This is a genomic window from Massilia sp. W12 (assembly GCF_037300705.1).
Taxonomy (GTDB): Bacteria; Pseudomonadota; Gammaproteobacteria; order Burkholderiales; family Burkholderiaceae_D; genus JACPVY01.
The window spans coordinates 3,744,114-3,757,292 of record NZ_CP147776.1 but is presented as its reverse complement, the minus strand read 5'-3'; the positions used below and the strand labels follow the sequence as shown (position 1 = coordinate 3,757,292).

General features: G+C 56.7%; 14 protein-coding genes. 7 read left to right on the top strand and 7 right to left on the bottom strand.

What is annotated here, in order from left to right:
• Positions 1 to 46: 46 nt before the first annotated feature.
• Together V8J88_RS15060 and V8J88_RS15055 are read right to left on the bottom strand one after the other, a co-directional pair.
• Positions 47 to 559: a DUF2059 domain-containing protein gene (locus V8J88_RS15060; protein WP_338845004.1), complete on the bottom strand. Its 513-nt coding sequence runs from the start codon at positions 557 to 559 to the stop codon at positions 47 to 49.
• A 123-nt stretch (positions 560 to 682) separates the two neighbouring features.
• Positions 683 to 1,213: a glutathione peroxidase gene (locus V8J88_RS15055; protein ID WP_338845003.1), complete on the bottom strand. Its 531-nt coding sequence runs from the start codon at positions 1,211 to 1,213 to the stop codon at positions 683 to 685.
• Between the two features lie 111 nt (positions 1,214 to 1,324).
• Between V8J88_RS15055 and V8J88_RS15050 the strand changes: the two genes are divergently transcribed.
• The gene (locus tag V8J88_RS15050; RefSeq protein WP_338845002.1) at positions 1,325 to 2,404 is read left to right on the top strand and encodes an MBL fold metallo-hydrolase; all 1,080 of its coding nucleotides are present in this window, start codon (positions 1,325 to 1,327) and stop codon (positions 2,402 to 2,404) included.
• Here V8J88_RS15050 and V8J88_RS15045 read toward each other — a convergent pair.
• Entirely contained in the window at positions 2,390 to 3,187 is a 798-nt protein-coding gene (locus V8J88_RS15045; protein WP_338845001.1) for a transporter, read from the bottom strand. The genes V8J88_RS15050 and V8J88_RS15045 overlap by 15 nt on opposite strands.
• A gap of 233 nt (positions 3,188 to 3,420) precedes the next feature.
• Complete coding sequence (locus tag V8J88_RS15040) at positions 3,421 to 3,894, bottom strand: nuclear transport factor 2 family protein (protein WP_338845000.1); 474 nt, start codon at positions 3,892 to 3,894, stop codon at positions 3,421 to 3,423.
• Positions 3,895 to 4,135: 241 nt separating this feature from the next.
• On the opposite strand from V8J88_RS15040, the gene V8J88_RS15035 reads away from it, so the two are divergent.
• The gene (locus tag V8J88_RS15035; RefSeq protein ID WP_338844999.1) at positions 4,136 to 4,525 is read left to right on the top strand and encodes a VOC family protein; all 390 of its coding nucleotides are present in this window, start codon (positions 4,136 to 4,138) and stop codon (positions 4,523 to 4,525) included.
• A 32-nt stretch (positions 4,526 to 4,557) separates the two neighbouring features.
• On the opposite strand, the gene V8J88_RS15030 is transcribed toward V8J88_RS15035, so the two are convergent.
• The 3 genes from V8J88_RS15030 to asd all read right to left on the bottom strand — a co-directional run bounded on the left by V8J88_RS15030 (position 4,558) and on the right by asd (position 6,547).
• The gene (locus V8J88_RS15030) at positions 4,558 to 5,271 is read right to left on the bottom strand and encodes a hypothetical protein (protein WP_338844998.1); all 714 of its coding nucleotides are present in this window, start codon (positions 5,269 to 5,271) and stop codon (positions 4,558 to 4,560) included.
• The gene (locus V8J88_RS15025) at positions 5,271 to 5,534 is read right to left on the bottom strand and encodes a hypothetical protein (RefSeq protein ID WP_338844997.1); all 264 of its coding nucleotides are present in this window, start codon (positions 5,532 to 5,534) and stop codon (positions 5,271 to 5,273) included. Before V8J88_RS15025 ends, V8J88_RS15030 begins: the two co-directional genes overlap by 1 nt.
• 146 nt (positions 5,535 to 5,680) lie before the next feature.
• A complete protein-coding gene (gene asd, locus V8J88_RS15020) occupies positions 5,681 to 6,547 on the bottom strand; it encodes an archaetidylserine decarboxylase (RefSeq protein WP_338844995.1) in 867 nt (288 codons plus the stop codon).
• Between the two features lie 104 nt (positions 6,548 to 6,651).
• On the opposite strand from asd, the gene V8J88_RS15015 reads away from it, so the two are divergent.
• The 5 genes from V8J88_RS15015 to V8J88_RS14995 all read left to right on the top strand — a co-directional run bounded on the left by V8J88_RS15015 (position 6,652) and on the right by V8J88_RS14995 (position 13,169).
• Positions 6,652 to 7,509: a DUF2785 domain-containing protein gene (locus V8J88_RS15015; RefSeq protein WP_338844993.1), complete on the top strand. Its 858-nt coding sequence runs from the start codon at positions 6,652 to 6,654 to the stop codon at positions 7,507 to 7,509.
• 35 nt (positions 7,510 to 7,544) lie between these two features.
• Positions 7,545 to 7,706 carry a hypothetical protein gene (locus tag V8J88_RS15010; protein ID WP_338844992.1) on the top strand — a complete coding sequence of 54 codons (162 nt, stop codon included), beginning with the start codon at positions 7,545 to 7,547 and terminating at the stop codon, positions 7,704 to 7,706.
• Between the two features lie 220 nt (positions 7,707 to 7,926).
• Positions 7,927 to 11,739, top strand: coding sequence for a two-component regulator propeller domain-containing protein (locus V8J88_RS15005; protein WP_338844991.1), 3,813 nt, complete (start codon positions 7,927 to 7,929; stop codon positions 11,737 to 11,739).
• A gap of 103 nt (positions 11,740 to 11,842) precedes the next feature.
• Positions 11,843 to 12,433, top strand: a complete 591-nt coding sequence (locus V8J88_RS15000; RefSeq protein WP_338844990.1) for a hypothetical protein — start codon at positions 11,843 to 11,845, stop codon at positions 12,431 to 12,433.
• Positions 12,420 to 13,169 carry an MBL fold metallo-hydrolase gene (locus V8J88_RS14995; protein ID WP_338844989.1) on the top strand — a complete coding sequence of 250 codons (750 nt, stop codon included), beginning with the start codon at positions 12,420 to 12,422 and terminating at the stop codon, positions 13,167 to 13,169. Before V8J88_RS15000 ends, V8J88_RS14995 begins: the two co-directional genes overlap by 14 nt.
• Positions 13,170 to 13,179 lie beyond the last annotated feature (10 nt).

The following is a 13,179-nucleotide window of genomic DNA, read 5'->3' as shown; positions in this document are numbered from 1 at the left end:
CCGGGGCGGTTGGCCGGCGCAAGCTTGCTTGCGCCAAAAGAGGGAATTATTTTTTCTTTTTCTTACCGGAAGCAGGAGCTTCGCCGAAGGTTTCTTTGGTCAGCGCTTCGATTTTCACCATCAAGCCGGGCAGGCGCTCTTGCATTACGCTCATCGACTTTTGCATGGTCAGCGGCATTTTTTCAATCAGGGCCTGGCCGCCCGGGGTTTTATAAAAAGCCACCAGGCTTTCCATTTCTTCCTGGGTAAACACATCCTGATAAATTTTGGTGTACAGCGGCTCCAGCTTTTCCCAGCTCAATTCCTCTTTCATGATCTGGATGAATTTGCTGCGGAATTGATCGGTTTTCTTTTTATCCTCTTCGCTCATGGCCTGGCCTTTTAAGCCGGTCTGAATCAGGTTTTCCATGGTTTGGTCCAGATTGCCGTACACCATATCCAGCATACGCTCGACCTTGGACAGCTTGAGCAGTTCGCGCACGGTTTCAGCCTTGGCCGGTTCCGCCATAGCGGCGCCGCTGAAGAATACAAAACTCAATAAAACGATTAATTTACGCATGTTTTTTCTCTTGATCGCCCGGCTGGCGGGCGCTGGGTTGCAAAAAGGCGCCGCATGTGGGCGGCGCTGGATTTTATCATTGAATGAAGTATAAAAATTGTAGCAAACGGATGTGGATTGTACTTACTTGGCCGCCAGCGCCTGTTCCAATTTCTGTATCAGGGCGCGGTCTTCCGGCTCGACTTTGCTGCCAAAATGACTGACTTGATTGCCATCGCGGCTGATCAGATATTTATTGAAATTCCAGCTTACGTTTTGCCCGCTTTTTTCTTTCAGCATTTTATACAGCGGGTTCGCTTTGGCCCCGCTGACGCTGGATTTGGCGTACATCGGAAATTTGACGCCATAAGTGTTGTAGCAAAAATCGGCGATTTCCTTGTTGGCGCCGGGTTCTTGTTCAAAGTCATTTGAGGGAAAGCCGAGAATCACCAGCCCTTTGTCTTTATATTGGGCGTAGAGTTTTTCCAGCCCCTGATATTGGCTGGTGTAGCCGCAATAGCTGGCGGTGTTGACCACCAGCAGCACTTTGCCGCTGTGCTGGCATAAATCCTGCGGCGCATCGTCCTGCAGGCGCTTGAAGTTGTGTTTGAGCAAGGGCGGACAGGCCAGCGCCGGCAGGGCGGCGAACAGCAGACAGAATGCAATGCGTTTCATCAAATACTCCCGGTGGTGGATGCTGCGTCTTGGGCTTGGCGCCGGCGCCAAGTTTTGCTCTGCGCAGCGGATAGGTTAAGCTGGCGCATACCTTCACAGTGTAACGCCGCAATGAAAAATCCATACTACGACGCCAGCCGTCCGCATCACAGGCCGGATGGCTTTCAAAACAATTATCAGCCTTTTGCCAAGAAAAAGCTGGGCGAGTTGTTGCGCTGGCGCTGGCAAGCCTGGCGCAAAGGCCCGCCCCAAATGCAGCAGGCGCTGCCGCACGTTGCGCCGGAGCTGGCTTTTATCGAGGCCAATGCCGGGGCCGGTTTGCAGATGACGCCGGCGGCGACCTGGATCGGCCATATCACGGTGCTGTTGCAATGCGCCGGCTGGAATATCTTGACCGACCCGGTGTTTGCGCAGCGCTGCTCGCCGTTTCAATGGCTGGGGCCTGCGCGGCGTCAGCCGCCGGCTTTACAGATAGATCAACTGCCGCCGCTGGATCTGATTTTGCTCTCACATAATCATTACGATCATATGGACGAAGCCAGTTTGCGCAGATTGATGACGCGTCACAGTGCGCCGCCGTTGATTGTCTGTCCGCTCGGCCACCGCGCCTGGTTCGCCAAGCGCGGCATTTTCCATGTGCATGAATTGGATTGGTGGGACAGCCTGTGTTTGCCGCAGCAGCAAGCGCGGCAGGCATTGGAGATTGTGCTGACCCCGGCCCAGCACTGGTCTTCGCGCACCCCATTTGATGCGATGCAGGCTTTGTGGGGCGGTTTTGCCCTGTTTTGTCAGGATGCGCATTTGTTTTTTGCCGGCGATACCGGCTACTCGCCCGATTTTGCCGATATCCGCCAGCGTTTTGCTGCGCGCCAGTCAGCGCGGCCTGATGGCGGTTTCGATCTGGCGCTGTTGCCCATCGGGGCTTATGAGCCGCGCTGGTTTATGCAAAGCCAGCATGTGAATCCGGCGGAAAGCGTGCGGATTTTCCAGGATCTGGCTTGCCGCCAGGCGCTTGCGGTGCATTGGGGCACATTTCAATTAACCGATGAGCCGCTGGATCAGCCGCCGCGCGATTTGGCGCAGGCCCTGGCTGCCGCCGGGATTGCGCAAGAGCGCTTCGCCGCCGTCGCCAATGGCGCGACCTTGCGCTGGCCGCGCCGCTGGCAATACGGCGCATCAGAAGCGCATTGACAAACCGACCGTCCAATTCCAGCTTGGAGTGCGCTTGTTCAAACCGCGCGAAAGGGCGGTGTCAAGCTGCACATTGTCAGACAGCAGCCAGGCCCCGCCCACAGTCAGATTGGCTTGCGTGCCGCCATTGCTGTTGCCGGTGATTTGCGGCAGCGAGACTTCAACAAAGCTGCGGAAAGTCTTGCTCCATTCCTTGCCCACCACAATCCCGAAAATACCGCTGGTGAAGCGCTTGCCATCGGCGTTTTTGTCAAACATCAGGCCCGGCATGATGCCCAGCGACATGTCATCGGGCAAGTCCCATTCCGCCACCAGACGGATGGAAGGCCGGATGCCATTGCCGCGCAAGCCATCGCTGCCGCTGTCCAGATCGGCATGGAATAAGAGTGCAGCGGAAGGCGTGCTGTCTTTGCCATCCATAAAATGCCATTTCAAGCCAAGTGAGGTGTCAGCCCAGCCATTGGTGCGCACACTGCCTGTGCCGTCATCGGTGCGTTGCCAGACGCGGCCATCGGTTTCGATACGGAATTCCAGATTGTTGGCAAAGCCGAAACGCAGCAGGGTCGGGGTGGCGAAGCTGCGGTCATTTGCGCCTTGTTGCGTATTGCGCTCCCAGTTCAAGCTGGTTTCGATTTGCCACATGCCTTTGGGGACGACATCGCTGGATTCGACGAAATCGGGCCGGTCAGTCGCGATTTCCTTGCCATCATCGGCCACCGCATTGGCGCTGGCCAGTGCGCATACAGCCAGGCACAGGATAGAACGGGATATTGCTGCAAACATGGCTTATCTCCTTATCAGGGGTGACAGAAGCAACATGCAGCGCAGGAAAATATCCCCTGGCGGCATGAAGCTGTGACGCGCCAGGCATCGGGCGCAGTTTGCCGCATCGGGGGCGGGGATGGCAGACAAGTCAGTTCAATATAGTGCAAAGCCGGGGACAGGGGAGGGGGACTTTGCATAAAAAAAGAAAACTTGGCGGCTTGTGGTATTCGCGCCGCGTTTTCTTGTTGATTTTATAATCCAAGCTCGGATAAAGCGGGATGCTCAGCAGGACGCGCACCAAGCGGCCAATGAAACAGGCGTTGCGCCTCGCTGATGGCCAGATCATTGATGCTGGCGTGACGCAAGGCCATCAAGCCGTGTGCGTCAAATTCCCAATTTTCATTGCCATATGAGCGGAAAAAACGGCCATTCTGATCGCACCATTCATAGGCGAAGCGCACCGCGATGCGCCGTTCGCCATAGGCCCAGAGTTCTTTGATCAAACGATATTCCAATTCGCGCTGCCATTTACGCGTCAAAAAGGCGGCGATATCTTCCCGTCCAAGCAGAAATTCGTCGCGATTGCGCCAGCGGCTGTCTGCGGTATACGCCAGCACGACCCGCGCCGGATCACGGCTGTTCCAGGCGTCTTCGGCCATGCGCACTTTTTGCGCAGCGGTTTCATGATTAAAAGGCGGCAGGGGCGGGCGGGGCTGATTGCTCATGATTGGCTCTGATGAGTGAAAAATCACATCATGCACTCTTGTGAAAAAATAGAGAATCTATGCGAAAAGGAAAATATTGTTTCGATGAATGGAATAATGCTGCAGATACACATCACACAGGACTTCTTACAACGCTGGACAAGGATTTTTCTGAGAATTTTGCGGCAGGCGCGCCGGCAGAGGCTAGACTGGTTGTGGTTTTTCGCCACGCATTTCCCTTTCACCTTGCAAGGAGTACAAGATGGAGCAGGCAGTCAGGAACCCGATCGGCTGGTTTGAGATTTATGTCGATGATATGGCGCGCGCCCGCGCATTTTATGAGGCGATGCTGGAGTGTCAGCTGCAGGAATTGCCGAATGCGCCCGGCCCCGAGGCGATGCTGGTATTTCCATCCGGCGGCCCAGGCGCCCCCGGCGCCACCGGCTCACTGGTGCAGATGGAAGGCGTGAAAGCCGGCGGCAACAGCACCCTGGTGTATTTTTCCTGCGAGGACTGCGCTGTGCAGGCGGCGCGCGCGGCACAGCATGGCGGGCGCATTTCCAAAGAAAAATTTTCGATTGGCGAATATGGCTTCATCGCCCTGGTGATTGACACCGAGGGCAATATGATTGGTTTGTATTCGCAGCAGTAGCACAGGGCCAAAGCCGGGAGCAGCTTAGCGGTTTATTCTTCGTTGAAGGACTGCAAAATATCTTGCAGCGCTAAGCTTGCTTCTGGCTCGGTAACGGATGCGTGCAGTGATTTACTTAACTTGCCAACGTGCCAGAATTTTTCAATGTAAAACATCCAATGTGCGACGATTGGTAAGGTCAGTTTTTCTGGCATATGGTGGTTGGCATGGCGTAAAGCGCGGTAGGCGTGTTCAACGTAAGCGACACCGTTACTGTTTGGGTAGATCGGAACTGCCAGTTGAATTTGCTGTTGCTTCCTGGCGTCGTGCTGGGCATAGATGGCCAGCACCCTGATCGCGGTTTTAAACGCCAGTATTTCATTGGCGTATTGTTGGAGCATGAAGCGGAAATTATGTCCGGTTGGCGGGCGTAGCGGGCGGTGCCTCAGTATCGCCAGAAGAAAAGCAGCTGCGATCTTGTGTCGGTCAATCCGGTAATACATCAAAGGTTTGCTATTGGCCTCGTCTTTTGGATGCATCAGGCGCTTTGCTTGATCCCGGTACTCAACGTAGGAATCTAATATCCCGTGAACAGCGGTTTTTTCCAGTGACCATGTCTCACCACTCTCCCTTTGCAAGTCATTCATAAGGGTTTTTGCGCTTGGCTCAAATGCATTTTTCAGCAAGGCAATCCTGGCAGCGCTCCGTTGTGCCGAGTCGTCTTCATATGGGCTGATATTCTCTTCTGGCGGGGCAGATGTGCTCATCAAAGAAATCCGTCTGGTAGTCGCATGTCTTCTTCAGTCAAATCTTCGATTTTGACATCGTCATTTGGAGGCAAAATGAACTCTTCTTGAATGGCTTGGAGCAAAAAGGGTTCTTTTTTCAGCATGCTGGGCCCACTTGGGTCGGGGATGTAGGCGTATAAATCAGCAAATGCCGTGTCAATCATCTCGGCAAGTTTTGCTTTATCAACAGCCGACTCTTCCCCGCCTTGAAGAAGGGTGTCAGGCATTGCTTCAGTTGTCATTTAGTCGATCTCTTTTTTCCAGACACAGCTAACATCTGGCGGGATGAATACAAGTTCGATACCAGCCGGGTTACGCGTATTATCGTTTTAATAGATCCGGCTTAAACTAAAAAGATTCTAGCAAGCTGATATTGTATGTCAAGTGATTATAGGTTTTTTTTGCCTGCCTTTCCTTCCCTTCCCATTTCCTGGCCCAAGCGTACGCCGCCTTCCGCCTGCCAGGCCGGATTCAGCGCAATTGTATTCTTGGGGAACAGCATGATCACTGTCGAACCGAGTAAAAATCGGCCCATTTCCTCGCCCTTGCTCAAGCGGATGTTTTGCTTGGCGTAGTCCCAGGAAGTGACATCTTTGCGGCGCGGCGGATTGACCAGGCCATGCCAGGTGGTGGCCATGCTGCCGACCACGGTGGCGCCGACCAGCACCATCACAAACGGGCCTTTCTGGCCTTCAAACACGCAGACCACGCGCTCATTGCGGGCAAACAATTTGGGCACGCCGCGCGCCGTCACCGGGTTGACTGAAAACAGATCGCCCGGCACATAAATCATGCGCTGCAGGCGGCCCGGGCAGGGCATATGAATGCGGTGGTAATCTTTGGGCGATAAATAAATATTCACAAAATCGCCGTCATGAAATTTTTGCGCCAATTCCGCGTTGCCGCCCACCAGTTCGGTGCAGGTGTAGCTGTGGCCTTTGGCCTGGATGATTTGATCGTGTTCGATTTTGCCCAGCTGTGAAATGGCGCCATCCACCGGGCAGACATAGGGCGCGGCGGCCAGCGGGCGCGCGCCGGGTTTGAGCGCCCGCACAAAGAAATCATTGAAACAGGCGTAGGCGGCGGGGTCCGGGTTGGCCGCTTCGGCCATATTCACCCCGTAGCGCTGAATGAAATCTTCAATCAGGCGGGTGGTCAGGGCGCCGGCCTGCATGCCGGCAATGGTCCCGGCAAAGCGCGTCAAGGCTTGCTTGGGCAATACGTATTGTGCGAAAACGGCTAGTCTTTCTGACATGATAAGCTGGCAAAAATGGGCAGGCGCAGATTGTACCTGTGATTTGTCCGGATGTTTGAAGCGCCTGCTCGGTTTTTACCTATGGTGAGAAAGGAAATGTGAAGATGAGAAAACAGCTGTTGGGATGGATGCTGATGGCGCTGTGCGCACAGGCTGGCGCGGCGGTCTGTCCGGCCAAGGCCGAACTGGCTGTGCATAAAACCGCACAATGGGCCAAAGCCGGGCCGGACTTGCTGCCGGCGCTGGCGCAATGCCTCAAGGAGCGCGACCCGCAGCTGCGCGATGAACTCGGGTTTGAAGGTTTGCAAGCGCTCTTGCGCAGCGCCCGCATGCCAGCCGATGCGGTGCAAGAGCTGCGTCAGCGCTTGCTGGCCATGTTGCAGGGTGCGGATGCGGATGGCGTGGCGCGCCCCTTTGCCGCGCTGGCGCTGGCTGAAGTGGCGCGGGTGGATCGCAAACAGGCGTTTTTAAGCCAGGAGCAAAGACGCCAGCTGGCGCAAGCGGCGGCGGATTGGATCAAATCCATTCAAGACTATCGCGCCTGGGATGCGCAAGACGGCTGGCGTCATGCCGTCGCGCATGGCGCGGATTGGGTCATGCAACTGGCCTTGAATCCAGCGCTGGAAGAAGCTCAGGCCGCAGCGCTGCTGCAAGCCTTGAGCGTGCAAATGGGGCAAAACCGGCACGCCTACACGCATGGCGAAGGCGAGCGCATTGCGCAAGCCCTGTTTTACCTCGCGCTGCGCGAGCCGTGGGATGAGGCGCGCTGGCGCGCCTGGGCTGCGCAAGCCCTGGCCAGCTTGCCGCCGGCGGGCAGCGTCAGCGCCGCACAGCTGACGCAAAAGCATAATCTGGGCGCAGTCTGGCTGCCGCTGTATTTTATGTTGCAGCAAAGCCGGCAAAGCGCCTTGCGCCAGCGCTTGAGTCCGATTGTTGAAGAGGCCTTGAAAAAACTGCAGTGAGTTGCCGCAGGCAGGCTGCGCATATGTGCATGTATGTGGCTGCAGAAGAATTACTTCTTTTCTATGCAGCCTTGGTGCACAATGAATTCAAGCTGCGGCTGCGCCGGATCAAACCAGGGAAGTCGGCGCAGCGGGCCGGGAATAATAAAGAAACGCTTGCGTTTCCGCATGATTTTCAGCGCGGCGCCGGCGCATAACATTCCGGAAAGGAACTGCATGCAGTTTTCGCAATGCTGCCAGCACAATACGCCAGCGGCATCGGTCAGTGCTGAAAGATGCCAGGATGCGCAATGCATGTGGCGGCGGATTGCTTGCTTTTTCCTCTGTGCATTCTTATCCACATCAATTTTACTCACCTTGCTGCAGCCGCGTCACGCCATTGCCCAGGCGCCGCACAGTGCGCACAGTGCGCGTGATATGCGCTGGCATTATGTCAGCGACAGCGTGTTTCAACATCTCGGCCCGGAACAAGGCTTGCCGCATCCGCTGGTGACGGCGATTGCTGAAGACAGCCAGGGTTTTCTCTGGTTTGGCACGCAAGGCGGGCTGGCGCGCTGGGATGGTTACCGTTTTCAGACCTATCTGCCGAATCCGGCGGATCCATACAGTTTGCCGAATAATTTTGTGCAAACCCTGTTAAGCGATCAGGCCGGCCGCTTGTGGATAGGCACTTTAAGCGGCGGGCTGGCGTATTACGACCCCAAACTTGACCGCTTCGAGCGGGTGGCGCTGCAGTCCGGCGGCAAAAAACACAATATGGTCAGCGCCCTGGCGGAAGATGGGCAGGGCGGTTTGTGGATAGGCGGCAGCGACGGTTTATGGCATATGCAAAACGGACGCCTCAGTTTGTATGAGGAAAAAGACGGTTTATTGCATAACCATGTGCGCAGCCTGTTGCGCGACGCCGGCGGCAGCTTGTGGATAGGCACACGCAAAGGCTTGATGCGCTTAATGCCGGGCGAGAGCAAGCCGCACCCGCACCCGCTGCCGGAGATGGCGGTGCAGCCGCATGTGTCGGCGCTGGCGATGAGCAAAAATGGCGAAATCTGGGTCGGCACGGTTGATCAGGGGGTGTGGCTTTTGCATGGCAAACGGATTGAAAAAGTGCTGGAGCGCGCGCCCGGCGCGAGTCAGAGCCAGCCGCTGCGTGAAAACATTTCCAGCATGATGGAAATCGATGCGCACCGCATCTGGTTCGGCACCTATGGCAACGGGATTATCGAATACGACCGCGCCAGCGGCGTCAGCCACCGGATACGTTATGAAGCGGCGCTGCCGTCCAGTCTGGCCAGCGATGCCGTGCTGTCGATGTGGAAAGACCGCCAGGGCCAGATGTGGGTTGGCGGTTTTCGCGGCGTCAGCCGGCAGTTGCCGCAACAAGAGGCATTTTTGACCCTGTTCGGAGCGCAAACGCCGACCATGCGCAATCAGCAGATCAATGGCCCGGATGTCTCTGCGGTGGGGATGGCGCAAGATGGCGTGGTGCTCTTGAGCTTGCAAAAAAACGGCTTGAATCTGCTCGACCCGGTGAAAAACACGATTGAATGGATACGCGAAGGACTCAATGAACGCGGCGAAAAAATCCCGCTCTCCGGCATCTTCACCTTCAGCCCGATGCGCAATCAGGAATGCTGGATAGGCTCGAATCTGGGCTTGTTCCATTTCGATTACGCCAAGCGCAAAATTCAAGCGGTCCCCCTGAACGCCGGCATGCAATTGCAAGTCCGCGCCATTCTGGCAGGCGAGGGCGGTTTGTGGCTGGGCACAGACGCCGGCCTGCAATATTTTGATTTACAGACGCGCACCTTGCGCAGCATCGCCGGCCTTAAAAATTTCGTCATCAACGCCATGGAATTCAGCCGCCAGGGCGATATCTGGCTCGGCACGCGGAATAACGGTGTGGTGCGTTACCGTCCCTCGGATGAGAGCGTGCAGGAATATCCGCCCGAGATCAGCAATCCGCAAGCTTTGGCCGCCGGCACCGTGGCCAGCTTGCTGTTTGACCGGCGCGGGCGCTTGTGGGTGGCGACGCTGGGCGGCGGGATTCATGTATTGGAAGCGCCGGAAAAGAGCCGCCAGTTTATCCGCCTCACGCAATATCCCGGCATGCGTGAAATGATGATCGCCAAATTACTGGAAGACAGCCATGGCGATATCTGGGCCAGCACCATCAATGGCCTCTTGCAAATCAACCCGCAACAGATGCGCGCCCGTCCCTGGCGGCGCGCCGACGGGGTGCACATCCCAGGCTATTGGAATGATTCCGGCATCGCCGGCCCGCACGGAGAGTTGCTGTTCGGCGGGCAGGGCGGCTTGACCGTGGTGCGGCCTGCCTTGCTGCCCAAAACCGGAACCGCGCCGACGCCGCTGGCGGTGACGGGTTTGCGCCTTGGTGGCAAACCAGAGCGTTCCAGCCATTTGAATCTGGGGCAGCCGCAAACCCTGGTCTTGCAGCCGCAGGGCAACAGTCTGGCGCTGGAATTCGCCGCGCTCGATTTTGTCGCCCCTGAGCGGCGCAACTACGCCTACCGGCTGGAAGGCTATGACAGCAACTGGGTCGAAGCAGACAGCAAGGTGCGTCAGGCCAGTTACACCAATCTGTCCCCCGGTGTGTATCAGCTGCGCTTGCGCAGCGGCGTGGCTTTAAACGGCAATGTCGAAGAATGGCAGGAATGGACGCAGACTTTGCCGGTCCGGGTGTTGCCGGACTGGCATCAGAGCTGGTGGTTTTATCTGCTCTTGCTGCTGGGCGGGGCGGCAGCCATGGTGGCGCTGGTGCATGGCCGCACCGCCATCCTGCGCCGCCGCCAGCAGGAATTGCAAGCCCAGGTGGCCGAGCGCACCATGCAATTACAAGCGCGTCAGCAGCAATTGCAAAATGCGAATCAGGAATTGCACGGCGCCAATCAAGCCTTGAATCAAGCCAATGCGCATCTGGCCTTATCGGTAGAAACGCTGCGTCAATTGGGCGATATCGGGCGCGAAATCACCGCCAATCTGGAAGACAGCAATGTGTTCCAGGCGCTGTTTATGCATGTCGCGCAAATGATGGATGCGCCCTGTTTTGCGATCTACCGTTTAAATCAGCAAGCCGCCGTGCTGGAGCTGGTGTTTGGCCAGGAAGATGGCAAAACTCTGCCGATGAGCAGCATCGCGCTGCAGTCAGCCGAATCGAATATCGCCCGCGTGGCGCGCGAAAAACGCGAAATGTATATGCGCACCACGCCAGACAGCGCGATTCCCGGCCATGTGAATGGCACACGCCTGATGCACAGCGCTTTATTCGCCCCGCTGATGGTGGATGAACGCGTGCTGGGCGTGATGTCGGTGCAATCCGCGCGCGCCGAAGCATATGGCGAACGGGAACAATTGATTTTCCGCACCCTGTCCGCGTATGGCGCCATCGCGCTGGCCAACGCCATGTTCTTGAAAGCCTTGCGCCAGGCGCAGGGACAGTTGGTGCAACAGGAGAAAATGGCTTCGCTGGGCGGCCTGGTGGCCGGCATTGCGCACGAAATCAATACGCCGCTGGGCACCACTCTGACCGGGATTTCCGGCGCGCTGCACGCCTGGCAAAGTTTGCGCACTGACTTGCAGCAGGGACGCATCAGCAAGCAGCAATTGGAAGAGCAATCAGCCGAAGGCGAGGAGTACGCCGGCATTGCTTTGCGCGCCGGCAAACGGGTGGCCGAATTGGTCAACACCTTCATGGCGATTGCCGTGCATGAAGCCGGCTCCAGCCATAGCGAAAAAGTGGATGTCGCACAATATCTGCAAGAATTGCTGGCCTTGGCCTGCGTCGCTTTGCAAGCGCGCGGCTGCAGCATCACGCTGGAAGTTGAAGCCGGCCTGCAAGCCGAATTCATTCAGGAGGAATTGACCGAAGCCTTGACCCGGGTGCTGGCGAATGTGGCCGACCACGCTTTCGCCGATCCGCCTTACGCCAGCCGGGGGCCGGCCAATCGCCTGACCTTGCACGCCTGGCAAAACGAAAGCCGGCAACTCGAATTGCATATTGTCGATAACGGCTGCGGCATTGCTTCCCAGCATATGCCGCATTTATTCGAGCCGTTTTTCACCACCAAGAGCGGCAACGGCGGTCATATCGGCCTCGGCCTGCATGTCGCCTACAACCATGTCACACGCGGCCTGAAAGGCAGCATCCAGGCCCACAGCACGCCGGGCGAAGGCTGCGAAGTGGTGATTTGCATTCCACAGGGGGGAGGCTGAAAGGGGGAGGAAATTAAGCCCCGGCCTCATCCTTCCGGCATATGGCGCGGCGGCGCCGGCGCGGCCTACAATGTGAAACAGCCCAGACAATCCGGGAGTCACTATGCCAGCGCATCATCCTTTGCAACATGCGGTCGCCATCAATGAAGCTATGCAAATGGTGTCTGAGCGGGCGCGTGATTTGAATCTGGTCGCGCTCAACGCCTTGCTGGTGTCCAAGCGCATCGGACGCGAATCCGCCGGCTTTCGCGTGGTGGCGGAAGAGTTGCGCAGTTTCAGCGTGCGGGTGCAGGATATTTTGCTGGAGTTGCAAAGCCTGGTGTTTCAATCAGTGCAGCGCCAGGCCGCCAGCCTCAAACTCAAACGCCGCATCAATCTCTTGAGTAAAGTCGAACAGGACGAGGGACGCGACATTTGGCTCAAAACCGTGCTCGGGCAATTGCTGGAGCAACAAGGCCGGCACGGGGTCGATGAAAAAGATTATCAAAGCAGTTTGCAATACCAATTAGCGCGTTGTCTTGCCTTGTGCCGTTCCGGCGCCATGCTGGCCCACAATGGCAAGATTGAAGCTAATCTTGGCGCCGGCGCACGTAGCGAAATGCACAATATCGCTATGCAAATTGATCGCGCAATGCAAGGCGCAATTGATAGTTTGGATGCTCTTAAACGGATTTTTCAATATGAAAAAATGTGAAGTCATCTACCGCAGCGGCGCACATCAATGGGCCGCCGTTACGCGCGACCCGGACAAGCCGGACCATCTGATCGACACCAATGAATACCTGATTCAATATGGCGAACAGGCCTTGCTGACCGACCCCGGCGGCATGGAAATTTTTCCGGAAGTGTTTGCCGCCATCAGCCGCAGCTATGATGCGCGCAACATCCGCGCCATTTTCGCCTCACATCAAGATCCGGATGTGATTTCCTCGCTGGCGCTGTGGCTGGATTTCAATCCCGAACTGAAATGTTATTTAAGCTGGTTGTGGTCTTCATTCGTACCCCACTTCGGCGGCCGCAAAGACACCTTCATCTGCCTGCCGGATCAGGGCGATACCCTGCATTTGGGCAGCTTGGCGCTGCAAGCTGTGCCGGCGCATTATTTACACTCATCCGGCAATTTCAATTTATACGACCCCAAAGCGCGTATCCTGTTTTCCGGCGATATCGGGGCCGCGCTGCTGCCGCATGATCAGCAGGCATTATTTGTCGATGATTTTGATTTGCACATCCGCCATGCGGCAGGATTTCATCGGCGCTGGATGGGATCGAACGAAGCCAAGCTGGATTGGTGCGAGCGCGCCGCGCAAATGCAGATTGATATGCTGTGCCCGCAGCACGGCGCGATTTATCAGGGTGAAGACGTGATGCGCTTCATCAATTGGTTTGCCGACTTGCAAGTCGGCTCCGGCGTGCGGCGCGGCATGTGAGACGGCAGAC